26 protein-coding genes are annotated in these 22,656 nt (G+C 44.4%); 25 read left to right on the top strand and 1 reads right to left on the bottom strand.

Annotation, left to right across the window (positions count from 1 at the left end; all coding sequences use genetic code 11):
* Positions 1-82: 82 nt before the first annotated feature.
* A complete protein-coding gene (locus EKM91_RS10230) occupies positions 83-1,084 on the top strand; it encodes a hypothetical protein (RefSeq protein ID WP_225419495.1) in 1,002 nt (333 codons plus the stop codon).
* Between the two features lie 91 nt (positions 1,085-1,175).
* Here the strand turns inward: EKM91_RS10230 and EKM91_RS10225 are convergent, their stop codons facing one another.
* Complete coding sequence (locus EKM91_RS10225; RefSeq protein ID WP_054722786.1) at positions 1,176-1,385, bottom strand: CsbD family protein; 210 nt, start codon at positions 1,383-1,385, stop codon at positions 1,176-1,178.
* A gap of 238 nt (positions 1,386-1,623) precedes the next feature.
* Here EKM91_RS10225 and EKM91_RS13905 point away from each other — a divergent pair, with 238 nt between their 5' ends.
* From EKM91_RS13905 to EKM91_RS10115, 24 genes are all read left to right on the top strand, one after another.
* On the top strand, positions 1,624-1,788 hold the full coding sequence (locus EKM91_RS13905) for a hypothetical protein (protein ID WP_164508537.1): 165 nt from the start codon (positions 1,624-1,626) through the stop codon (positions 1,786-1,788).
* A gap of 3 nt (positions 1,789-1,791) precedes the next feature.
* Entirely contained in the window at positions 1,792-2,307 is a 516-nt protein-coding gene (locus tag EKM91_RS10220) for an HNH endonuclease (RefSeq protein ID WP_125753694.1), read from the top strand.
* A gap of 118 nt (positions 2,308-2,425) precedes the next feature.
* The gene (locus tag EKM91_RS10215) at positions 2,426-2,893 is read left to right on the top strand and encodes a phage terminase small subunit P27 family (RefSeq protein ID WP_125753691.1); all 468 of its coding nucleotides are present in this window, start codon (positions 2,426-2,428) and stop codon (positions 2,891-2,893) included.
* Entirely contained in the window at positions 2,880-4,769 is a 1,890-nt protein-coding gene (locus EKM91_RS10210) for a terminase TerL endonuclease subunit (protein ID WP_125753688.1), read from the top strand. Before EKM91_RS10215 ends, EKM91_RS10210 begins: the two co-directional genes overlap by 14 nt.
* Positions 4,769-4,942, top strand: coding sequence for a hypothetical protein (locus EKM91_RS13900; protein WP_164508536.1), 174 nt, complete (start codon positions 4,769-4,771; stop codon positions 4,940-4,942). Before EKM91_RS10210 ends, EKM91_RS13900 begins: the two co-directional genes overlap by 1 nt.
* Before the next feature lie 6 nt (positions 4,943-4,948).
* Positions 4,949-6,100 (top strand): phage portal protein, encoded by a 1,152-nt coding sequence (locus tag EKM91_RS10205; RefSeq protein ID WP_125753685.1) that lies wholly within the window; start codon positions 4,949-4,951, stop codon positions 6,098-6,100.
* Positions 6,097-6,783 (top strand): head maturation protease, ClpP-related, encoded by a 687-nt coding sequence (locus tag EKM91_RS10200; protein WP_125753682.1) that lies wholly within the window; start codon positions 6,097-6,099, stop codon positions 6,781-6,783. Before EKM91_RS10205 ends, EKM91_RS10200 begins: the two co-directional genes overlap by 4 nt.
* Complete coding sequence (locus EKM91_RS10195; protein WP_125753679.1) at positions 6,783-7,961, top strand: phage major capsid protein; 1,179 nt, start codon at positions 6,783-6,785, stop codon at positions 7,959-7,961. Before EKM91_RS10200 ends, EKM91_RS10195 begins: the two co-directional genes overlap by 1 nt.
* A gap of 71 nt (positions 7,962-8,032) precedes the next feature.
* On the top strand, positions 8,033-8,365 hold the full coding sequence (locus EKM91_RS10190; RefSeq protein WP_125753676.1) for a head-tail connector protein: 333 nt from the start codon (positions 8,033-8,035) through the stop codon (positions 8,363-8,365).
* On the top strand, positions 8,358-8,699 hold the full coding sequence (locus EKM91_RS10185) for a phage head closure protein (protein WP_125753673.1): 342 nt from the start codon (positions 8,358-8,360) through the stop codon (positions 8,697-8,699). The genes EKM91_RS10190 and EKM91_RS10185 overlap by 8 nt, the downstream gene beginning before the upstream one ends.
* A gap of 2 nt (positions 8,700-8,701) precedes the next feature.
* Positions 8,702-9,121 carry an HK97-gp10 family putative phage morphogenesis protein gene (locus tag EKM91_RS10180; protein WP_125753670.1) on the top strand — a complete coding sequence of 140 codons (420 nt, stop codon included), beginning with the start codon at positions 8,702-8,704 and terminating at the stop codon, positions 9,119-9,121.
* Positions 9,118-9,489 carry a DUF806 family protein gene (locus tag EKM91_RS10175; RefSeq protein ID WP_125753667.1) on the top strand — a complete coding sequence of 124 codons (372 nt, stop codon included), beginning with the start codon at positions 9,118-9,120 and terminating at the stop codon, positions 9,487-9,489. The genes EKM91_RS10180 and EKM91_RS10175 overlap by 4 nt, the downstream gene beginning before the upstream one ends.
* Positions 9,490-9,500: 11 nt before the next feature.
* Entirely contained in the window at positions 9,501-10,121 is a 621-nt protein-coding gene (locus tag EKM91_RS10170; RefSeq protein WP_125753664.1) for a phage tail protein, read from the top strand.
* Positions 10,122-10,265: 144 nt separating this feature from the next.
* Entirely contained in the window at positions 10,266-10,616 is a 351-nt protein-coding gene (locus EKM91_RS10165; RefSeq protein ID WP_125753661.1) for a phage tail tube assembly chaperone, read from the top strand.
* Positions 10,617-10,668: 52 nt separating this feature from the next.
* Entirely contained in the window at positions 10,669-10,824 is a 156-nt protein-coding gene (locus tag EKM91_RS14100) for a hypothetical protein (RefSeq protein WP_223602754.1), read from the top strand.
* Complete coding sequence (locus tag EKM91_RS10155; RefSeq protein ID WP_125753655.1) at positions 10,821-14,738, top strand: tape measure protein; 3,918 nt, start codon at positions 10,821-10,823, stop codon at positions 14,736-14,738. The genes EKM91_RS14100 and EKM91_RS10155 overlap by 4 nt, the downstream gene beginning before the upstream one ends.
* Positions 14,739-16,265 (top strand): distal tail protein Dit, encoded by a 1,527-nt coding sequence (locus EKM91_RS10150; protein ID WP_125753652.1) that lies wholly within the window; start codon positions 14,739-14,741, stop codon positions 16,263-16,265.
* On the top strand, positions 16,262-19,183 hold the full coding sequence (locus EKM91_RS14195; RefSeq protein ID WP_274379982.1) for a phage tail spike protein: 2,922 nt from the start codon (positions 16,262-16,264) through the stop codon (positions 19,181-19,183). The genes EKM91_RS10150 and EKM91_RS14195 overlap by 4 nt, the downstream gene beginning before the upstream one ends.
* Positions 19,184-19,192: 9 nt before the next feature.
* Positions 19,193-19,540, top strand: a complete 348-nt coding sequence (locus tag EKM91_RS10140; RefSeq protein WP_125753649.1) for a phage infection protein — start codon at positions 19,193-19,195, stop codon at positions 19,538-19,540.
* On the top strand, positions 19,540-19,671 hold the full coding sequence (locus EKM91_RS10135) for an XkdX family protein (protein WP_125753646.1): 132 nt from the start codon (positions 19,540-19,542) through the stop codon (positions 19,669-19,671). The genes EKM91_RS10140 and EKM91_RS10135 overlap by 1 nt, the downstream gene beginning before the upstream one ends.
* 30 nt (positions 19,672-19,701) lie before the next feature.
* Entirely contained in the window at positions 19,702-19,995 is a 294-nt protein-coding gene (locus EKM91_RS10130) for a hypothetical protein (RefSeq protein WP_125753643.1), read from the top strand.
* Positions 19,985-20,338: a phage holin gene (locus EKM91_RS10125; RefSeq protein WP_125753779.1), complete on the top strand. Its 354-nt coding sequence runs from the start codon at positions 19,985-19,987 to the stop codon at positions 20,336-20,338. Before EKM91_RS10130 ends, EKM91_RS10125 begins: the two co-directional genes overlap by 11 nt.
* Entirely contained in the window at positions 20,339-21,067 is a 729-nt protein-coding gene (locus EKM91_RS10120) for a peptidoglycan amidohydrolase family protein (RefSeq protein WP_125753640.1), read from the top strand.
* A 180-nt stretch (positions 21,068-21,247) separates the two neighbouring features.
* On the top strand, positions 21,248-22,216 hold the full coding sequence (locus EKM91_RS10115; RefSeq protein ID WP_125753637.1) for an Abi family protein: 969 nt from the start codon (positions 21,248-21,250) through the stop codon (positions 22,214-22,216).
* Positions 22,217-22,656: the final 440 nt, after the last annotated feature.

Raw genomic sequence — 22,656 nt, 5'->3', positions numbered from 1 at the left:
ACCATTAGATATGAAGCACAGACATCACCTCAATGTAGTATTCCAGTTCGTGCTGGGGTACTATTTTTTTGAGGTGATAGAAATGATGAAAACAAATTTATCCGGGATTAAAGACGTGTCGACAATAAATGATTTTATATATGGATTGGATGCTAAAAATTTAATCACGTATTTAGACTGTCTGCTTGACTATGCTCAAAATGACCCGTCATTGATGCAAGTGGGACTTACTAGAGTATCGCTTGTTCAACCATATAATGTTTGGGGGCTATTAGCGACAAATCAGGTGGTTTTAGGATTAACCAGTCAAAAAGCCATACATGGGTTTGAAGAAATATCGTTTTTGAATATGCAAGCACAAAGCATATCTCAAGCACACGAATTATTAGGTATTCATATGGGCCTATGCCGAGGGTACAGTCCTCAATTCTTTGTTCAAATACCAGTAAACCTCATATCTAAATATTCTAAGCAATTGACAAGCATTACTGTAACACCGACCGAATCAAAGCTTGCAAAATTCAAAGAACTAGTAAATGATGCAAAAGATTTAAAAGCCAACCTAGAATATAATTCTACCAATATAATCAAGTATTTCGAAAGGAAAAACAACATGATGATTATTGATCCGAAATTTAAGGCACGTAATATGGTTGTCAATAAGAATAAGATTTTTTATATATTGCCTTTTAAAGAAGAACCACTTAATGCAATGACAGCGATTGTTGATAAAGTAGGAGACGACGTCAGTATCATAAAATCGGAGGATATGTTCGATCCTAATAGAGGAAATGATATTGTAGAAAATATTTGGCAAGATATTTGCACATCGGCTTTTGCTATAGCTGATTTGAGCTATAAAAATCCAAATGTGTTTTATGAGCTCGGTATTTGTCACACAATTGGCAAAAAAGTTATTACAATTTGCAGCAGAGAAAGCTTTAAAGAAGATTATGGTGAACATCTTCCGGCGGACATTTCGTCTGAGTATACCGAGTTTTATGATAATGGGTATCAAGGAAACAGCGAACTCGCAAATAGGGTTTCTAGTAAAGTGAGAGCACTGCTGGAAATCCGTGCATAGTTGCTGATAATAGTCGAATACTAAGCACTCCGCCAAACGGTGAGGTGCTATTTTTATACAAACAAATAGCCGGCAAATGCCGGCCGTAAGACTAATCTTTATCAAGTTTTTCTTTTACATCATCAACAGTATCTTTAACGGCATCTTTGGCATCGTCTAACTTTTCTTTTACTTTGCCAAGTACGCCTTCAGCCTTGCCTTGTGCTTCGCGGGCCTTATCACCAGTAACTTTACCTTCAACTTCTTTTGCTTTACCGGAGATCTTGTCCTTAGTGCTATCAATTTTACCATCTAAGCTCATAGATATTACCTCCATTTACTTGGCATTATCTCACAGACTTATTAAATAATGCAAGCAAATAGCCCTCGGTTGGGGGACCAAGGGCATACGTCGTGTGAATAAACCGGACGTCAGGGGTGAACAACACCTAATCGTGTTGCACGGGTTCATTATATTTCAGCAGGTGAACAGATGCAATAGGAAGAATAAACAAATCGTCTATTTAAAGCACGTTGTCTCAATATTGGAGGAAGAACCCATGTATTACTTTTTATTGCTGCTGACGCTAGTCTTTGTGCTGGCCAAGCTATTCGGCTTGATTGCATGGAGTTGGTTACTGGTATTCGTACCGTTGATTGCTTGGATCATCTGGATCGTATTCTGGATTGGGCTGGCAATCGTCATTGGATTGAATGAGGACTAGGCTATGCGCGTGAAGGTATGCCGCAAGCCTGGATGCAATAATGTAATCCCTTATGCTCAAGCAAACCCATATTGTTCTGAACATACAGGATTGTATAAACCTAGCTACGCTGATACTGCAAAGCATGTTAAACGTGACACATCATATTACGACAAGTACAAGCGCGACAAAGAGTCTGCTGCATTCTATAAGTCTAAGATATGGGAACACACGGCACGTACCGTAAAGGCCAAATCATTTTTTACATGTGCAATCTGTGGCAGAACGTATGACAAACCAGGCTATTTGGTCACTGATCACATTGTCCCACTGAAAATTGATAGGCGGAGATGCCTAGACCCTCAAAATCTATGGGTGCTCTGTAAGGGATGCCACTATTGGAAGACACAGCTTGAGGAAAAGATATACACGTCACAGTCCAGAATTGAAAATATTGACACCGCGACTAAGTGGACGCAAAGCAAAATCTCCGAATGGGTACTCGCTCACAAAAAATTAGGGGGGGCCTATGTTGTTTAAGGGGAACCTCACACACCAGTGTCCATTTGCCGAAAAACCAAATTTCAAAAAAATTCAGACTTTTTGAGCCTTAAATCCCGAAACATAGCCATTTTAGTATAGAAAGGAGGCGTTTTTTGTGCCCGAAAATCACCCAAAATTGACAATTTTACCCGCAAATTCTGATAAAAGTTGCTCTGATTGCAACGACGATATGAAGGACATTCAGAACACGCCTCCTGTTCACCTTGACGACGAAGCAAGCCGATTGTGGAAGTCACTTATTCCAGAAGTCAAGAAACTTGGTTACCTGAAAAAGATTGACCAGCCAAGCCTTGAACTGTATTGCCGTTATTACTCACTTTACATTAAGTCTGAGCAGTTGATTGAACAACAGGGACTGTGGATTTATGACAACGATAACGTTGCGGTGAAGCGTTCTCCTGGAGCTGTTCAAATGGACTCTTGTGTGAAGAATATGAAGTCGTTAGGACATGATTTAGGACTTACATTTGACTCTGGATTACGCCAGATAACTGTCGAAGAACCGGAAAAGCCTAAGAAAAACAGTCCATTGAAGGAGGTTGGGTTCGGTGCAGACGTTTGATTTTACCGGTGTAACTGATATTCGTGGATACGTAAAGCCGTACCAATCAGATTACCAAGAACTGTTTGATAAGTACCACGATCCAGGAACAAGATACGCTTATGACGTTATGTTCAGCAATAAATACATGACTGGTAGAGATGTTCAGCTGGCATGTATTAGACACTTGAATGATTTATTGCGGATTGGCAATGATGATTTTCCCTACCAATACAACTCAGACATGGTCAACGCAATTGAATACTTTTCACGACTGCTGCCTAATCCAGACGATACGTCGAAAACAATTCAACCATTCAAATGGCAATCGTTCATTCTTGATAGCTTGATTGGATGGCGAACCGTTGACAACGGCACTCGATTCACGACCTCTAATATTTCTATTGCTCGGCAGCAAGGCAAAACTTGGCTAGCATCAATTCTAATCAACTTTTATTACTTTGTAGTCTGCTGGAATGCGACATCACAGGATTTGCTAGTGGCTAGTTACGATAGTGAACATGCAACCAAGCTGTTCAATGACGTGTCTTTGCAGGCAAAGACGATTTTGTCTCTGCCGGACTTTGCAGATGATGCTAGAGAGCGAGGCGTGGAAGCTCATACCACGCAAGTTATTGCAAAAAACACTAAGAATACGATCCGAAAAGGCACATCACAAGGTGGTGGCTTTGATAGTTTCCACAATGCAATCGCTGTTTATGATGAAATTGGTAACTTGAGGCCAGCACTGAATGAGACCTTAAAACAGATTACATCCGGACAAAATGGCATTAAGAACCGAATGTTTGTCAAGATTTCAACAGCTTACCCTGATATCAAGGTTAAGTTTAAGAATGATGAAGACGTAACTAGGGCTGCCATTGAGCATGACGCCGTTCGAGACGCTGACAACGTATTCCAAGTAATTTATGCTCAGGACTCAGAGGATGAGGTATTTGAACCCGAAACATGGGCAAAATCTAATCCTAATCTGCTTGAGCTGCAAAAGAGTAAACGGGACAACCTTCAAAATGCTCTTAATCAGGATCGCAACGATAATGAACGTGAGGGAACACTTGAAACCTTCGTAAATAAGTCACTAAATCTGTGGAGCCGGAGATTCCAGAACAGCTATTTGTCCCTAGACAACATTCAACGCAGTATTATTGACCACTTCGATGTGAACGGGCGTGATGTGTTTATCGGGTTTGACGGGTCACAGACAAATGATAATACGTCTTTTGGCTTCATTTATCCGTACACTGATCATGACAAACACATGTTTCATGTTCAGCAGCACAGCTTTATTCCCTTCGCACAGGCAAAAACGATTGAAGCCAAGTCGAAACAGGACGGATTAGATTACCTTAAATTGCAAGATGAAGGATTCGTTGACATCACCAATCTTGCATCAGGCGTAATCAACACCGATCAGGTTTACCAGTGGTTGGTTGATTATGTTAATCAACATCGGCTCAAGGTCAAATTCATCATTGCTGATCCAAACCATGGTGAATGGCTTGAAAAGAAACTGGAGAATTATCAACCACAGTGGCAATGGTTTCCTTTGCCTCCTACCTCGTTCAAGCTGAATGAGCCTACTAAGGACTTTCAGAATCTGTTTATTAATGGCAACATTTCGATGCTAAATGATCCGCTGCTGATCGATGGGCTAAACAATGCTGTATTGGTAGAAGATCGCGGCGGTTCGGTCAAGATTGATCGTCAAAATCGCACGAGTGATCATATTGATACGACTGATGCGCTTATTAATGCTCATGCGCAGGCAAAATTCTATTTCGAAAACTATCATGATGAGGGATATAACCCGCTGAATGACCTAGACACACAAGGAAAACGTGACTTCTTCAAGGCAATGTTTGGAGGTGGTAAATAATGGCAAAGATTATTAGCAATTTGTTCAGCAGTTGGGGCACGGTGATGCTATTCATCACCGGCTTGGCACTGATTGCAGTGGCGGCATTCACCTTTAATGTTGTTATTGGTTATCTAGCATCGGGCTTTGAGTTGTGCTTAGCTGCCTATATTCTGGACAAAGAAAGGGGGTGAATCTAAATGGGACTTCTAACCCCTAAAAATTTCAACAAACGTAAAGCCAAAAACATGGCTTATCCAAGCAATCCTGCGTTTTTCACGACAACGGTTGGCGGTATGCAACTTTCTTATGTTTCGGCGCTGTCGGCTTTGCAAAACACTAATGTTTATAGTGTAATCAACCGTATTGCTAGTGATGTTGCCTCGGCGCACTTCAAGACCGAAAATACCGCAACATTGAACCGACTTGAGAGCCCTAGCGGCTTGATAGGCCGGTTTTCTTTTTGGCAAGGTGCGTTGATGCAGTTGTGCTTGTCGGGCAACGACTATATCCCGTTAGTTGGGCAGAATCTGGAGCATATTCCTAACTCTGATGTCCAAATTAACTACTTGCCAGGCAATACAGGCATCATTTACACGGTTTTAGAGAGCAATAATCGGCCTCAAATGGTGCTTAGGCAAGACCAAATGCTGCATTTTAGGCTCATGCCAGACCCACAATATCGGTATTTGATTGGCCGATCGCCTTTAGAGAGCTTGCAAAACGCTCTTAATTTGGACGATAAAGCCTCTAAAAGTAACATGAGTGCCATGGAAAACCAGATTAATCCTGCCGGACAGCTCAAAATCAGCAACTATTTAAGCGATGGTAAAGACCTAGAAGCCGCCCGCGAAGAGTTTGAGAAAGCCAACACTGGTGATAACTCCGGTCGCTTGATGGTTTTACCCGATGGGTTCGATTACACCCAGCTTGAAATGAAGACGGATGTATTTAAGGCCTTGGCTGACAATTCAGCATACTCTGCTGATCAAATCTCCAAGGCCTTTGGTGTACCTAGCGATATTTTGGGTGGCGGCACTTCAACTGAAAGCCAACATTCCAACATTGACCAAATCAAGGCAACATATCTGGCAAACTTAAACTCATATGTAAATCCAATCGTGGATGAGCTGCGTTTGAAGATGAATGCACCTGACCTTGAATTGGATATCAAAGACATGTTGGATGTTGACGACTCAACACTGATCAACCAGGTATCAAATCTTGCTAAGTCTGGGGTGCTAGGTGCCGAACAGGCACAATTTATACTCACCCGATCTGGATTTTTGCCAGACAACTTACCTGAGTTCGAGCCACTTACTAACCAAACGAAGGGAGGTGATGATAAGTGATTATTCCTATTAAGGGCTACATTACAAGCGATGATTCTGCCCCTATTTATCGTGATTGGTTAGGAATGACTGTAACATCTCCATCCGATATTGTTCAATCACTTCCAAATGACGGGTCTGATGTTGTATTAGAAATAGCGTCAGATGGCGGGGAAGTTGACCCAGCTACAGAAGTATGCAACGCACTGCGTGATTATAAAGGCAATGTAACGGCAAAGATCGTATCAAATGCATATTCTGCCGCAACAATTGTTGCCATGGGCGCTGACAAAGTTCAGATGGCGCCCGGTGCTAAGATGATGATTCATCGAGCATCAAGTGATGCTAGTGGTAATTCGCACGAGATGGATGCAGCTTCTGGAATGCTGCAAACTACCGATAGCGCAATTGCAAGCCTGTACTCTGCAAAGACTGGGAAACCTGCCGATGACTTTTTAGCATTGATGGATAAAGAAACTTGGCTAGACGCTGATCAAGCTGTCGAACTAGGATTGGCAGATGAAAAGCTAGACTTCGATACGCCAATTGTAAATGCGGTGGGCCCGATTATTTCGCATCAAGCAGTTCAACGAATTAAGAATCTGAAAGATGAAAATAAAAAGCTACGTAGTCAACTTCCAAAGCAGAACGATCTGCTAAACAAGAAGCTGGCTATTTTTTATGAAAAAAAGGAGGTCCAATAATGGACAAATTACAAACGCTTTTTAACGATGTCAGCGCAAAGTGCGCTGATTTGAACGCTCAGCTTAACGCAAAGCTACAAGACGAAAACGCTTCGGTTGACGATTTTCAAAAGATCAAGGATGACTTGACCGCTGCGAAGGCACGCCGGGACGCTATCAACGATCAGATTAAAGCACTTGAAGCTGAAAATAAGGATGATTCTAACTCTGGCAAGCCAAACGACAAGGCTAATCCGAATGGTACCGACTTAAAGAAAAAGCCAATTGACGCCAAGAAGAAAGCTATCAACGACTTCATCCATAGCCATGGCAAGGTGGTTGATGCTGCAGCCGGTCACGTCACTTCGACAGAAGCAGGCGTGCTGATTCCGGAAGAAATCATCTATGACCCTACCACAGAAGTAAATTCAGTTGTGGATTTGTCCACCTTGGTTACCAAGACGCCGGTTACTACTCTTAAGGGCACATACCCGATTTTGAAACGGGCAACCGATCGCTTTTCTAGCGTGGCAGAGCTGGCTGAAAACCCAGCGCTTGCTGAACCTGATTTCACTCAAGTGGATTGGTCGGTGACCACGTATCGCGGGGACATCCCACTTTCAGAAGAAGCCATCGCCGATTCAGAAGTCGATTTGACTGCGCTTGTTGGTCAATCTATTAAGGAAAAGTCTGTCAACACTTACAATGCGATGATTGCGCCTGTATTGCAGTCGTTCACGGCCAAGGCTACCACCACAGACACTTTGGTAGACAGCCTCAAGCACATTCTGAACGTTGATCTTGACCCAGCATATAGCCGTACGCTTGTGGTTACTCAGTCCTTGTTCAACACACTCGATACTTTGAAGGACAAGAACGGCCGTTACTTGCTTCATGACGCCTCCGATTCTATTACTGACGGAACTGCTAAGGGCACCGTTCTTGGCGTGCCCGTATATGTTGTTGGCGATGCTCTTCTCGGCTCTGCTGCAGGTGATCAAAAGGCATTCGTTGGTGATCTGAAGCGCGGTGTCCTGTTTACGGATCGTCAACAGGTAACGCTTGCATGGATTGACGACAAAATTTGGGGCCAATATCTTGGGGCTGCTTTCCGGTTTGGCGTCGAAAAGGCCGATAGCAATGCCGGCTATTTTGTAACCAACACAGATTCTGCATCTGGTTCCGTTGCTGGTAAGTAATACGATTGTTAGTCGCCTAAGAAATAAACAATTCGTCGATACGACGGGCGGCTATTAAGGGAGGGCTGAATATGGCAGATGGTCAAGGGGTTACCCCGGAAGACATGCAAAAATATCTTAACCTTGACGCCGATGGCGATGCTTCAATTCTTGCCGATATGATCAGTACCGCAGAGGATGCAGTTACCGGGGCCATTGATGACACGATTGGGATTGATGTTTATAGGGCATATCCGTTGTTTAATCAAGCGGTTCGGGTACTTGTTGACTACATGTATTACTCACGCGGTGCCCTATCCGATCAAAACAAGGCCTATCCGCCCAGCTATGCTTACATGATCAATAGTATTCGTTGGAAGATTCAGCGCGATCAAGCAGCGAAATCTGGTGAGGCTAATGGCTAAATTTAAAGTAGCAGATTTCAGCCGCAAGGTTGATCTCGGCTCTCCACAATCACGCAAGACTGGTGCCGGCATTAATGTAACCAGCTTTGTGCCGGCTTATAGCCTGCATTTCAAACAGCAGAAACGAACACTCACACAGCAGTACACGCTTGTGGGCACACGCTTGGATAATTCAATCACCATCATAGTCCGTCATGATGCTAGAAACATTAATCAGAAACAGGCACGCCTTGATGGTGTTGTGTATGACATTTCGGATATTAGCCCGGACGACAGTAACGATGCTATTCGTTATGACTATCTGACCCTAGTCAAAACAACTAAGGGGGCGTAACCGTGGATATGGATGAGGCACTTGGTCAGTGGCTTAAGCAAGTATCAAAGGCCGCACAGCTTTCTGTATCTGACCAAGAGAAGATTACCAAGGCTGGTGCTGATGTTTACGCCAAAAAGCTAGCTGAGACCACCAAAGAAAAGCACCCAAACACTAAGGGAGACGGTGGCAAGTATGGACATTTGAGCGAGGACATCAGTAGTGCTGCGGGAGATATTGACGGTGACCATAATGGCAGCTCAACGGTCGGATTTGGCAAGAAAGCATTCGTTGCACGTTTCCTTAATGATGGGACAAAGAAGCTTCATGGCGACCATTTTGTTGATGATGCCCGTGACGATGCCAAAGATGCTGTATTTGCCGCTGAAGCTGAGAAATATCAGGCAATGATTGCCAAAGCGAATGGTGGTGGGGATGAATGAGCGCCGTAGATGATGCGGTAAAAATGCTTAGCCAATCAAGTATTGCTGGTATTGATGCAGTTGAAGGCAACAATTTGCCACAAGAATTAGTCGATAGTTTGGACAAAACAGTCGTGCTGATTACTGATGCTGCTAATGATCCGGCTGCATATGGTGACAACGATTTATGGGCATTAAATCAGGAAGTAGAAGTACAGATTTGGTACTCACAATTGCTTGATTCTGATCCTGAAACCATTGAGATAGCCATGATGAAGACTTTTACTCATCAGCATTGGCAGGTAGCCGCGGTTAGACAACGTACATTAGATCCAGACACACAGCAACTTTTTAACACGTTTTATTTCAGCAGAACAAAGAATATTTAGGAGGCATTCAAATGGCAACAGTAGGTTTATATCAAATCCAGTTAGCTTTGGTAGATGGATCGCAAAAGCTTATTTCTGGTACTGGAGCAGGATTAGGCACTGATGGTATCTATACTGTCGATCACAAAGATTTAGGTGCTAAAACTGCCAACATTACAGGCTTAGCAGGTACCATTGCTAAGACTTATGGCAACAACAACGTCCAAGACGTTACTGTTGGTACTTCAGAGCCATCAGTAGCTCTAGATATTAACAACTTGGACTTTGCAATCAAGCAGCAAATCAAAGGATTTGTCAGTGATAGCAAGGGCGGCTATACGGATGAGAATTTGAAGGCTCATGTGGCCTTACTTATTACCACTCAAACCATTGATCGGTTGCACTTTGTTTACTATGGCTTTGGCGATGGCGTCATGACCGAAACCGCAGCTAACATTCAGACTGATGCGGCAGCAGAACAACGTGTAGATGACGCTTTGACTTACACAGCGCTTTCTACTACGGCCTTTAACAATCAGCCGTACAAGATTTATAGCGATCTTGATAGCGGGTTTGATAAAGCCAACATGTACAAAGAAGTGTTCGGCGGATACGTATTGCCAGCTGGTACCACTACAACTCCAGCTAAATAATGCTGACACAATTTCATAGCAACAACTGATGAATGGCTCACGAACGTGCGCTATTTTTTTATGCTCAAAAGTCGCTTTCTGGTGAACTTGGTGGTGTCCGATTCACCACAGCGACCTTATCAAATACAAAGGATGGTATTACAGATGAAAATTAAAGTTAGTCAACTTAGCAACCGTGTACACGAAGTTAAAACCAGTAATCGCAACATGGAAAAGATGTATGATCTGCAATTGCTCATGGCCAAGGCAGACGATATTGCTGATATGGAACCGGTAGAAATTATTAAAATGCAGCGTGGTATGCTGCACGATTCAATCGACTTCTTGACCACCGTTTTAAACCTGAACAAGCAAGAAACGGACAAGCTTGGGGATCTAGAATTTGCTGACACCATTAAAGTGGTTAATTACACTTTTGAACGCATGATGGGCATGAGTGATGAGGATATTGACTTAGCTGCCAAGAAGCAGGACGCCAGCAAAAGCAAAGATTAATCCAGCTGTCAAAGTTTATGAGCTTGAAAATCAGCTGCAAGATTTTAGATGGATGAAAAAGCAGGCAGTCATGTATTTTCATTGGTCAATGCAGGATTTTGATGATGCTGATTATTTTGAAATGCTGGAAATGATGTCTGCCAAGGATAAGAAAGATCGTCCAATTGATCCGGCAATTATGTGGAAGCAATACCAAGAGAAAGGGTGATTAAAGTGGCACAACAAATTAACGCAACAATGAGCACCAAGATTGCCCTTGATCTATTGTCGGCAAGCGAATCCGTCAAATCATTAACAGCGGTTGTTCGTTCGAGTCAAAATGCTTGGAAAGCTCAAGAAGCGGAGATGAAATCCGCTGGTGATGCAGTTGGCGCTGCTAAAGCTAAATATGAAGGCTTGAGTAAATCTATTGAGTCACAACAGGCTAAGATTGATGCTTTAAAGTCTAAGCAGAGTGAACTCAAGGGTAACACTAGTGAAACTGCTCAACAGTTTTTGAAGTATCAACAGCAAATTGATGGTGCCACTAAGCAACTGGCCAGTATGCAAGCTCAGCAAGACCGTGCTAAGCAAGCGATGGACTATCAAAAGTCCGGTTTAGCTGGTTTACAGCAAGAGTACACAGCTGCTGCACGTGCTAACCAAGCTTATGTGACGCGCTTAGAGGCTGAAGGCAAGCAACAAGATGCTAACAAAGCCAAAATGGAAGGCTATAAGTCATCCATTACCAATCTGAATGAGCAACTGTCCAAGCAGTCGGCTGAGTTGGATAAGATTGCCAGTGCTAGTGGTAAGGATTCAGCCGCATGGCGTACACAGAAGACGCGTGTTGATGAGACGGCTACCAGTTTAGCAAAAGCTAAGTCTTCTATGACCGGCTTGCAAACTGAAATGGACAAGGCTAATCCGTCTATGTTCAGTCGGGTCAAGTCAGCGATTGAAGGAACAAACAAACAAGCAGAAAAGACGCCAAGCCTGTTCAAAAAGATAGTCGCTGGTGGTCTAGTCACCAATGCAATTAGCAATGGCTTCAGTTCTCTTACATCCGTGATGAAGACAACTATTTCCAGTGGGTTAGACCTTGCTGAAGCAGGCGAAAAATCCGCTGCTGCATGGTCAGCAATGGGCAAGTCTGCTAGTGACGTTAAATCATTAGGTAGTCAGGTTAGTGACCTTACTACTAAGTCTGGCTTAGCCATCAGTACGATTGGTGGAATGCAAAAGACCATTGATACAATGACTCATGGCAACACTCAGATGACGGAAAATATCACTGCCGGGGTTACCGCGATCGGCACTGCGTCTAGAATGTCTGGAGACCAAATATCAGCTCTCTCAAAGTCAATGACTAGAGTGGTCGCTAGCGGTTCTCTAACTTCTACTGCTTTGGCACGAATGGAAAAGCAAGCGCCCGCACTGGGTGCACAGCTTGCTAAGGCAGCCGGTGTATCGCAAGATGCTTTTGCGAAAATGGTTGCAGACGGTAAAGTTTCAAGTACTGATTTTATGAATCTGGTCTCTAAAGCAGGCAAGGACTCAGGAGAGGTATATAAAGAGTTTGGCAAGACCGCAGAGGGAGCAAAAGCACAGCTGGCGGCCGGCTGGGACCAACTAAAGAAGAAGATGACGACGCCACTTCTTGACGTAAAAAATACGGGTATGGAAAGCTTATCATCTATACTTACTAGTCCAGTCGTACAAAATGCGGCTACCAGTCTGGGCAAGGGTCTGGCGTACATTGCGAACATGGCGAAAAAGGGACTAGACTACATCGCTGCTCACAAGAAAGACGTAACCGGCATCGCAAGCAACTTGTTGGACATCGCAAAAACTTTTGGATTAGCTGTATGGAAAACAATCGCATCTATCATAACTGGATTGGCTAAAGGTTTTAACTCTTTAACCGGAAATTCACAAAAATCTGTAAACCCACTACATCAGGTAGCAACAGCCCTAAGTAACATTGCCAAGAATAAGAGCGGCATTCAGGCACTTGCCAAAACGTTGTTGGGGTTATGGGCAACGACAAAAGTTGTTAAATTTACAGCAGCGGTTGCAGGAGCTTTCAAAGGGATAACCGCTCTAAGAGGTATCAAAGACTTTGGCGCTCTTAGCAAGCTGTCAAGCGCTAATGGATTGGGCGGTGCAAGTAAAGTATTAGGCTCGTTGAAGCTGTTATTAACTGGGCCCGGTGGGATCGTTTTAGCTATTGCGGCTGCTGGACTAGCATTCTATGAAGCCTACAAGCACATTAAGCCTTTTCACGATGCAGTTAATAACGTTGCTAAAGCTATTGGTAATGCTCTAAAACAAGCTCTGAAGGCTGTTATTTCTGGAATGCAAGCAATGTGGAAAAGTATTAAACCAATTCTCAACCAGATTGGTAAACTATTTAAGACCACGTGGGCTTTGATTGTTAAAGTCATCCAAGTGGCATGGAAAGCGATTAAGCCAATTGTTGACTTGCTTGTTGGCTTAATGAAAGGCAGCTTTGAACTAATAGCAAAAGTTATTGGTGGCCTGTGGAAGGGCACATGGGACACCGTTGGAACAGCATTGAAAGCCGCATGGAAGCTGATTAAAGACGTTATTAGTTCTGGCATCAAAGTTGTCACAGATGTGTTGAAAGTCGGGCTGGATTTGCTTTCGGGTAACTGGGGGAAAGCATGGTCTGATATAAAACACACTCTGGGTGATATCTGGAATGGCATGAAAAAGATTGTTGGCGATGTATTCGGCGGTATTCATAATGTTATCAAATCAGTATTAGGTGCAATTGGTGATGTTTGGAATAGTGCTTGGTCAGGTATGAAGTCTTTCTTCGGCAGCATATGGGATGGCATTAAAAATGCTGCAGCAGATGGCATGAATGCGGTTATCAATGTCATTAATGGCGCAATCAGTGGTATTAACTGGGTCTGGGAAAAGTTTACTGGCAAAAGCGCTCTGCACAAATTATCACCTGTTCACTTTGAACAAGGCGGTATTGTTGAGCGCAAGATGCATCTGGTCATGGTCAACGATGGCAATGGGCCTGACTGGAAAGAACTGTATCAGCTTCCCAATGGTCAAGTTGGTATGAGTCAACAGCGTAATGCCACAGGACTATTGCCAGAAGGAACACGTGTTTTCAATGGGAAAGAAACCAAAGCCATCATGAATATGGCTGGAATTGAACACTATAATCTTGGCGGTGTGGTCGGTAACATTGGCAAGTTCTTCAGCGGCGCTTGGGATAAAGCTAAAGAAGTAGCTGACTGGTTAGCGCACCCAATTCAAAATGTTGGAAAGCTAATTAAATCTAGCGTTAGCGGCATTTCCGGTGGCATTGAAATGTTTAGCAACTTAGCTAGTGGCGTTATTGGTAAGTTGACAGGCAGTGTCGTTGACTGGTTTAAAAAAGAACTGACAAAGTTGCAAGACACACTAGGTGCTCCTAGCGGTTCTGGCGTACAGCGTTGGGCTGGTCAAGTTAAAGATGCCTTAAAGGCTAATGGCTTAGGCACTAGTGATTCAATGGTTAACCGTGTGTTACGGCAAATTCAAACAGAATCAGGTGGTAACGAAAAAGCACGGCAACCTGGAGCAGATCCAGATGGTGATGGTAGTGGCCCAGCACTTGGGTTAATGCAAACCAAAATGAGTACGTTTCTTGCTAATGCTTTTCCGGGACATGGAAATATTTGGAACGGCTATGACAACATGCTTGCAGGACTAAACTATGCGAAACATCGCTATGGATCAAGTCTTAGCTTCTTGGGTCAGGGGCACGGTTACGCCAACGGTGGCTTAATCACACGACCAATTCATGCGCTTGTTGGTGAAGATGGGCCAGAGACAATTTTGCCATTAACCAAAACGAGTCGTGCTTGGCAACTACTAGGTCAGGCTGTTACCAACATTAATCACAACTTGGGCAATGGTGATGTTGCTGAAAGTAAAAACAACGGTACAGATGATTTAGGAAAGAAGTTGGACAATATTGCTGATCTTCTCACGAAACTTAGCTTTGTACTGCAAGTTGGTGATGACCAGTTTTATCCAAAAGTTGCGCCAAAAGTTAAGCAATACAATGACAGGACAGACAGGTTCAATGCTTATTGGAAAGGAGGAACCGTTTAATTGAAACAAGCAGGTATGCAAATTGCATACGCCGGGGTATATATTACCCAATGGATGTATGTGCAGATGGTACAACGTGACATAGGGACTAAGCACGCCAGCACAATGCAAAAAGTTGGGGTAAGCGATGGTCAGATGTGGCAGTACATGTCACGTGACGTCAAGACGATTGTGGTAACTGGAATCGTCATGAATGATGATTTGGTACCACTAAGGCGTTCCTTAGCCGCCGCTATTGATACGGACGAACCACAGCAACTAATTTTTGGGGACGAGCCTGATAAATATTACCTTGCCATCGTAGACAGTCAACCTACCTTCACCGAAGGCTTCCGATCAGGGACAATCTCTATCACCTTTATCTGTCCAGATGGTGGCATTGCGCACTCGGTAGCCACGCAGACGGCTGACAACATGGGCGATAATGGCACTTTGACCGATGAAATTGCCGTTCAAAACGATGGCACTTATCCCGTCTACCCCGTCATTGACGCGACGATGCGTGGTGACAACGGGGTGCTTACTTTAATCAATGAGAACAATGGCGCTATTCTACAGTTTGGCAATCCGGGGGAAGTTGATGGGGTTCAAGCTCCAGATTCGGAAACTGTGTTTCACTACAATCTGATGTCAGCGCCGAGTGGTGTAGCTGTTAATACTGGGACAATCAATTACCCGACATATCCTTATGGATCAAGTCCCGGTCCTAACACGATTGCGGGCAGTTGGGACTATGCGAAGGCAAAAGATGCTGCAACACCGATATTGAATCGCACAGTGGCAATGCACTGGGCGGGTCCAACTTATCATGGCTCAATCAAAGCTAATGCGGCTGGTGTGAATACGGGCAACTTAATCTGGTCAAATCGGTTCAACGTTATAACCAATGTAGGCGCACTAGGGCGAGTTGAATTCAACTTACAATCTGGTAATAACATCGCGATTTGTTTTGTGATGCGTGATAACACCTATGCCGCCGATACGTTGATCGTTGAAGGGTGGGTAAATGGCAATAATGTGTTCAAGCAAAATCTTAATCGAGCACTCTTTACCAATGGTATGTATGAGATAGTCGAATCTAAATTAGGTAATACCACGACGTTCAGGCTAACTAAAGTCAAACAACTTACTGCTTCTGGCATTGTTTCGTCTGCTCAAACCGTATTTCCACCAGTCACTATTGACGGAATGGCAGACACGCCAATTGATTCATTCACTGTTTGGATGGCTGGATTCAGCAACACGACGGGGTGGACGATTAACTGGTCTGACAGTGTTTTTCAATGGGTTAATGTCAACTACTGGAAAGACTTGCCTAATCGCTTCAAAGATGGAGATGTTGTACAAGTTGATGTTCCTAATCGACGTGTCTTTGTAAATGATGCAGAAGACCCAACGTTACAAACAATCGGCAACAACTGGGACGAGTTCAAAGTTCAGCCAGGAAGTAACACAATCAAGCTGCTTACTTCAAGCTGGGCAAAACAGTGTACGGCTGAAGTATCTTGGCAGGAGGCGTGGCTGTGAAAGATTTTTACTTTGTTGATAGATCATACAATTTGCTTGGAATTGCAACTGCTGGTAGCAATAACACAAATGATTTCAAAATTAGCGGTGAAATTGAACGTACCAACGTTGATGTTGCTATGGTTGCTTTTACTGGGACACTATACTTTCCTAAAAAGCAACTCTCCAAAGCAGAAACGATGTGCCGAGATTTAAACTACATGCTTTATATGGACGATGATGGCAATGGCAGAATGATCACCATTACGGCATCACATGCTGATGGCACTGGATACAGCATTGCTTTTGAAGGCACCGATGCCGGTAATGATCTAAAAAATGAAATTTTGGGTGCTTATACAGCTACCAAACAGATGACATTTGAGCAGTATTTCAACCTTTTTACTGACGACAGTGGCTGGGATATTGGCGTCAATGAGATCCCCACCGATGTGCGGACACTCACTTTTGACAGTGAAGAAACCAGCTATGACCGAATGAACTCTGTTGCTACTCAGTTTGGAGTAGAAACTTACTTCAGTTTTAGCATCGTTGGAACAACAATGGTGAAGTGCTATCTGAATGTAGTCAAGAAACGTGGAGCTGACCGTGGCGTCACGCTTCGCGTTGGCGACGAAATCAACCGAATCACAGTTGACAGTGATAGCACCAACTTGATGACAGCCATCTATGCTAGAGGTGCTACACCAGACGGAAGTAACACACCTATCAATTTAGTTGGCTATAGCTACACAGACCCAACAGGGCAATTCGTGCTTACTAAAGAAGGATTCTTGCTGGACACCGTTAGCAACCGAGTATACTCGCGCTTACGCCAGAACAGCACTGCGACGATTTATGGCAGTTATCTTAACCACGTCATTGACTATGAAGCGAAAACACAAGCCTCATTATTGCAGTCTGCTTTAGCAGATTTGAAGAAAAATAATCATCCGGCAGTCAACTACACAATCGAGCTGGCAAAGATGCCGCAAAATATTCACTGCGGCGATACCGTTCAGATCGAGCAAGAAGATAGGCAACTCTATTTATCCGCACGTGTATTGGAATTAGACAAGTGCTATAGCAATCCTTCAAACAGCACAATGGTTGTTGGCGACTATTTGCTTGAAACGAGTCAGGTGGCTAAGCAGTATCAAGATCTGGCTCAAAGGCTAAAGGATATCTCTAAGACGATCCAATACTATCCATGGGTTCGCTACGCTGATGACGATCAAGGAACAAACATGAGCGCTTTGCCTGCTGGCAAAAAGTATATGGCGGTTGTTTGGTCAAACAAGACATCAGTTCCTAGTGATGATCCGGCTGATTATGCCGGCAAGTGGGTATTGGTTAAGGGCAACGATGGCGCTGACGGTATTCCGGGTGCAAAGGGTGCTGATGGCAGAACACCTTACTTCCACATTGCGTACGCCGACAGTAGTGATGGTAAGAGTGGGTTTTATGTTGGTGGCGGCACTAATCTATTAACTGGTACTGGGCGTCATACTGTTACAGGTACAGGAGCAATGGTTCAAGGCTACTTATCAAATGAAACTACTGATGACCTGCTAAACTTATTTAAAGGACTAGAAGGTCAAACTGTAACTGTATCAGTTGATTATGAATACTCAGGGTTCGTTGCTGGAGGCACAACAGCGTATACTGACCGTCTAGGGTGGGAAGCACATATATTAGGCGATACCTTACCATATGTTGGCCCATGGTACTATCCTACTAATGATTCGGGTTCAGGAAGAATGTCCGCAACATTTGTGGTACCAAAAAATATAACGGGTATCAAGGAAAGCATGGGATATATTGAATTTCCTGGCTCTGGGACTGGGACGGTAAGTCATCTTAAGCTGGAACAAGGCAGTGTAGCTACCCCATGGTCACCAGCACCATCAGAAGCACATCCTATCTACATGGGAACCTACACTGACTATACACAAGCCGATAGTTTAGACCCGACATCCTATCTCTGGTCACAAATCAAAGGTGATACTGGCGCACAAGGACCACAAGGGCCACAGGGACCTCAAGGCGCTCAAGGGTTGCAAGGGCCTCAAGGGCCTGCTGGTAATGACATTACCAGTTATGCTAGTGGCACTGCATTGCCAACCACTGTTGCACCTGCCAATAGTCAATTCTGGTTGACGAACTCTGCGGGTGTGGCAATCAAATTTTACAAGTCAAATGGCACGGCATGGGTTGAGCAACAAATTTCAGCTTCTGCAATCAATGCCGCAACGTTCAATGGGCTAACTTTTACAGGTGTTTTCTTCAATGGGTCTACGTTCAATAGCACATTTGCCAATGTTCAGCCGGACGGTTTTGCTTATAAAATGCATGGGACTTCGACCTTAGCAAGCGGGGCATTGATTACCGATGCTTATAATGACGCTAACGTACAGGTTTCACATACCGAGCTAAATCAAACTAGCTTAATTGCCAGAGGTTTTTCCAATGGTCAAAAGCTGGCAGAAATCAATGTTGGACAAGGCATGATGTCACTTGGCGCAGTATATAATCCTACTGGTAATAGTGCCGCTTGGGTAACCGGAACGCTAACAGCATCTCAGCTTTTGGCGATGATGCGAAGCGGTACCTTAGCTTGGCAGGGAACAATTTATCCCCAAGCAGGTGATGTAGCCACAATGTCAATCAATCTAGACCAGACTTTCTCGGGATGGCTAGTTGAATGGCAATATTTTAATTCCGGTAGACAAGATAGCCACTACAACTACACACTGGTGCCTAATATTTGGCCGGAATACCACACAGGTAGGGATTTAATGATGCAGCTATCTATGCCAGGGGTTGGCACATTTTTTAAGCAACTGATTGTGACTAACACTCAGATTACTGGTGTAGCAGCTAATAACGCAGGCACTCAGGCGCCTCATGCAATCATGAGCAGGGTATTTGCAGTATAGGAGGGCAAAATGGAAACCAAAGATAAAATCGAGGTGCTGTTCAGCATCGACGCTGATGGCTATATCATTGGCTATCAGCAAGAGTTCTACGACGGTAAAGCGTGGCAAACGCCATTTGATACCACGAATGCTATCGAGGTGTCTCAATCAGACTTGAATGGTATTTCACTCAGCGCCACTAAGCTTATAGATGGTCAGCTTGTGTTGGACACCTCTAAGCAAGCAGAACTCGAAGCCGAAGCTAACAAGGTGATTCCCACTCCTGAGCAACAGATGATCAACGCACTGGGCTTGCAAAACGCACAATTGGCGGCACAAGTCACCGCGCTCACAGAAAAGTTAGGGGGCGAGAGCTGATGCGGGACTTTGTAAAACAGATGTACGCGTGGGGCTGCCCGATAGAGGGCTATGTAGAATCTGGAGCAATCACGTCTGATGAGTATAAACAAATTACTGGTAATGACTACGCCGCTGGGGCAAATGCCTAGCGGTATTTTTGTGGAAGGAAGTGAAATGATGTGAATTTTTTAGGTTATGGAATTGGCGATTGGGTAGGGCTTGCAACTTTAATCGCTACACTGGTTAGCCTGTGTAGTTGGATATTCAAAAGGATTGCACTGGATCCGCTGCGAGAAGATATTAAAGATTTGGGCTTTAAGTTTGACCAAAGGTTCCAGAATGAGGAGAAAGTAATTGATGACATTCTGAATACGCAAAAGGTTCATAGTCAGGAACTGGGGAGCCATTCAACTAGGCTTACTCGATTGGAAGACCATGTAGGCATCAAAGGAGATAATGATGATGAATATTAACTGGAAAGTGCGCTTATTGAGTGTCAAGTTCTGGCTGGCCTTAGTGCCAGCTGCTTTATTGGTTGGTCAAGCGGTATTAGCAGTCTTCGGGTACAATTGGGACTTCGCTAACCTAGGGCAACAGCTAACCGGGGTGATCAACGCGGTGTTTGCAGTACTAACTATCTTAGGGGTAGCAGTTGACCCAACGACCCAAGGAATCGGTGACAGTGAGCGAGCGTTGGCTTACCCACCACTCATTACCACCAAGGCGGCTAAGCTAGCGGCCTTACAGGAACAACTCGACGAACTAAAAGATGACAAAGCAGATGACCAACCAACGACCACTAAGGAGGACAAGTAAATGGCTATTAATATCGAGAAGGCCATCTCATTTTTGCAGGCCCAAATCGGGCACACGGAGTACTCAATGTACGGCAGCCGGAACTTTAGTGACGGCACCTGTGACTGCTCCGGGGCCGTCTACACGGCTTTGCGTAAAGGCGGGGCAAGCAACCTCGGCTACATCGCCAGCACTGAAACGCTACACGGCTGGCTAATCAGCAACGGGTTCAAGCTGATCGCCGAGAACGCTGACTGGCAGATGAAGCGTGGCGACGTGGTCATCTGGGGTCGCAAGGGTCAGTCTGCTGGTGCTGGTGGTCACACTGGCATCTGTATCGATGGCCAGCGCTGGCTGGAATGCACGGCATGGCAAGACTTAGGTGAGACGATCCAGAACCACGACGCGCGCTGGGAGATGAACGGCGGACCTTACTTCTACGTCTATCGCCTGGCTGGTGCGGCTGCTGCTAAGCCTGATCAATCTGGCATACACTTCCGTGTGCCGAAAGGCTTCACCGCTGAGAACGGTACCTTTATCAATGGTGACACCCCGGTGATGATGCGCTACAACACAGCGTCCACGGCGGACACCCCGGCTGGTTACCTGCCACCGCACGGGACCTTCGCCTATGACTCCAAAAAGCGTGTAGGCGGGCACATGTGGGTGCACCACATGGACGGCGCTCATGACGTCTACTGCCCGACTGACGGGTCGGAAGGCGCCTACGGGACGACTCGTAAGCGGTAAAGCGTAGCAATTGCGTAGTAAAAAGCGTCGTACTTTACTACGCTCATTAAAACTCTATCAAGCTCATTATTGCCTCACTCTGCTAACGCGGGGTGGGGCTTATTTTTTATGCCGGATATCATGACTTAATCGGAGATTTGGAATACACTTAATCTAAATACATTGTCTTGGAGATAATTCATGAAAAAGGGAAAATCGACTGACGCTCTGATGCGCCACATTCGCGATAAGCATAGCATAGACGTTGGCGGAAGCTCTGATAAGAGGGCCTTATTAGATATGGGCTATTATCATGGATATAAAGCTTATCGATTGACTTCCAACAACCAGAAGATGGAGTTGTCGGAGTTTAGACAAGTCCAGGCAATCTATGAGTTTGATAGCTCGGTTAAGTCTCTTCTCTATCCTCGAATGATGCGGGTAGAAACCGCCCTCAAAAACCGTACTATTGCTATTGTGTCCAATGGAATTGATCCTTCAATTGATGCGGTTTTCCAAACCAGCCTTAACCGGTATAAGGAAGAGACCAGCAAGAAGAAGTATAAGGAGCGCATAACCGATCGACTCAGGCTTAAGAATACAATTGATGAATTAATTGCTCAGCGCTATGGGAGTTCAGTGATGATTCAGCATTACATGCATAAGGGTGAAGGTGTTCCTATTTGGGCCATATTTGAGCTTTTCAGCATGGCGGAATTCGGCTCATTTTTGGACGTAATGAATGGTAATAAACGTATTGAGCTGTCCCAGAACGTTGGCGTTTATGATGGCTCAATTGATACGGATGCTACTTTTATTGTGCGGCATGTTTTTCTTCTGAAAGACCTTAGGAATGCCATTGCGCATAATAATATTGTATTTGATTGCCGGTTCAAGAAGGACAAGGTCCGAGACACAGTTACCCACCAGTTGGAATCCGAGCTGGGTGTCAGTCAAATAACTTTCGAAACCCTAACAGACTATGTAGCCCTCCTTGTTTATTATTTAAGAGCTCTCAGAATGCCTAAACGGGAAATTTCTAGGTTCATTAAGGAATATGCCGAAGCAGTAACTGAGTTTCAGAAGTCGGTGGGTTCACAGGACATCTTCGATTTAGTTTTGTCCACTAGCGTGTTTAACAAAATCAAAAAATTGAAGGAATGTTTGTAGAACTCATTGACACAGAGACTTGCTATGATATCATATAGATACAATAGCGGCGTTCCTTCTCGGAGGGCGCTTGAGACCGGCGATTATCCATGAGGGTAGTCGCTGGTCTTTTTATGTGACGTACTGGACGGTTCGGGACAGAATCGGATGCAACCGCACGTCACTGTGAATAAACAGCATTTATACGTCAAAAAGATTAGCGTCATTTAAGCCTTCGGGCTTATTTTTTTTGCTCGCAGCCTGCCATCCGGTGGGCTTTTTGATTGCAAAAAAATAAGCCCCCATAATAGGGACTAATTGGTACGTACACGACCGGTACACTAAGCTACTCTAGCGCCTTTAGTGACGCAGGGGTTATGTGGACCTCACCTCCATTTTTAGAACTTTATTGATTTCGTTAGAACACTGGAAAGCCTGATATCAAGGCATTCCAGTGTTTT

Source organism: Lacticaseibacillus baoqingensis (assembly GCF_003946165.1).
Lineage (GTDB): Bacteria > Bacillota > Bacilli > Lactobacillales > Lactobacillaceae > Lacticaseibacillus > Lacticaseibacillus baoqingensis.
Note: the sequence above shows the minus strand (reverse complement) of the source record. Positions and strands in the feature narration are given on the sequence as shown.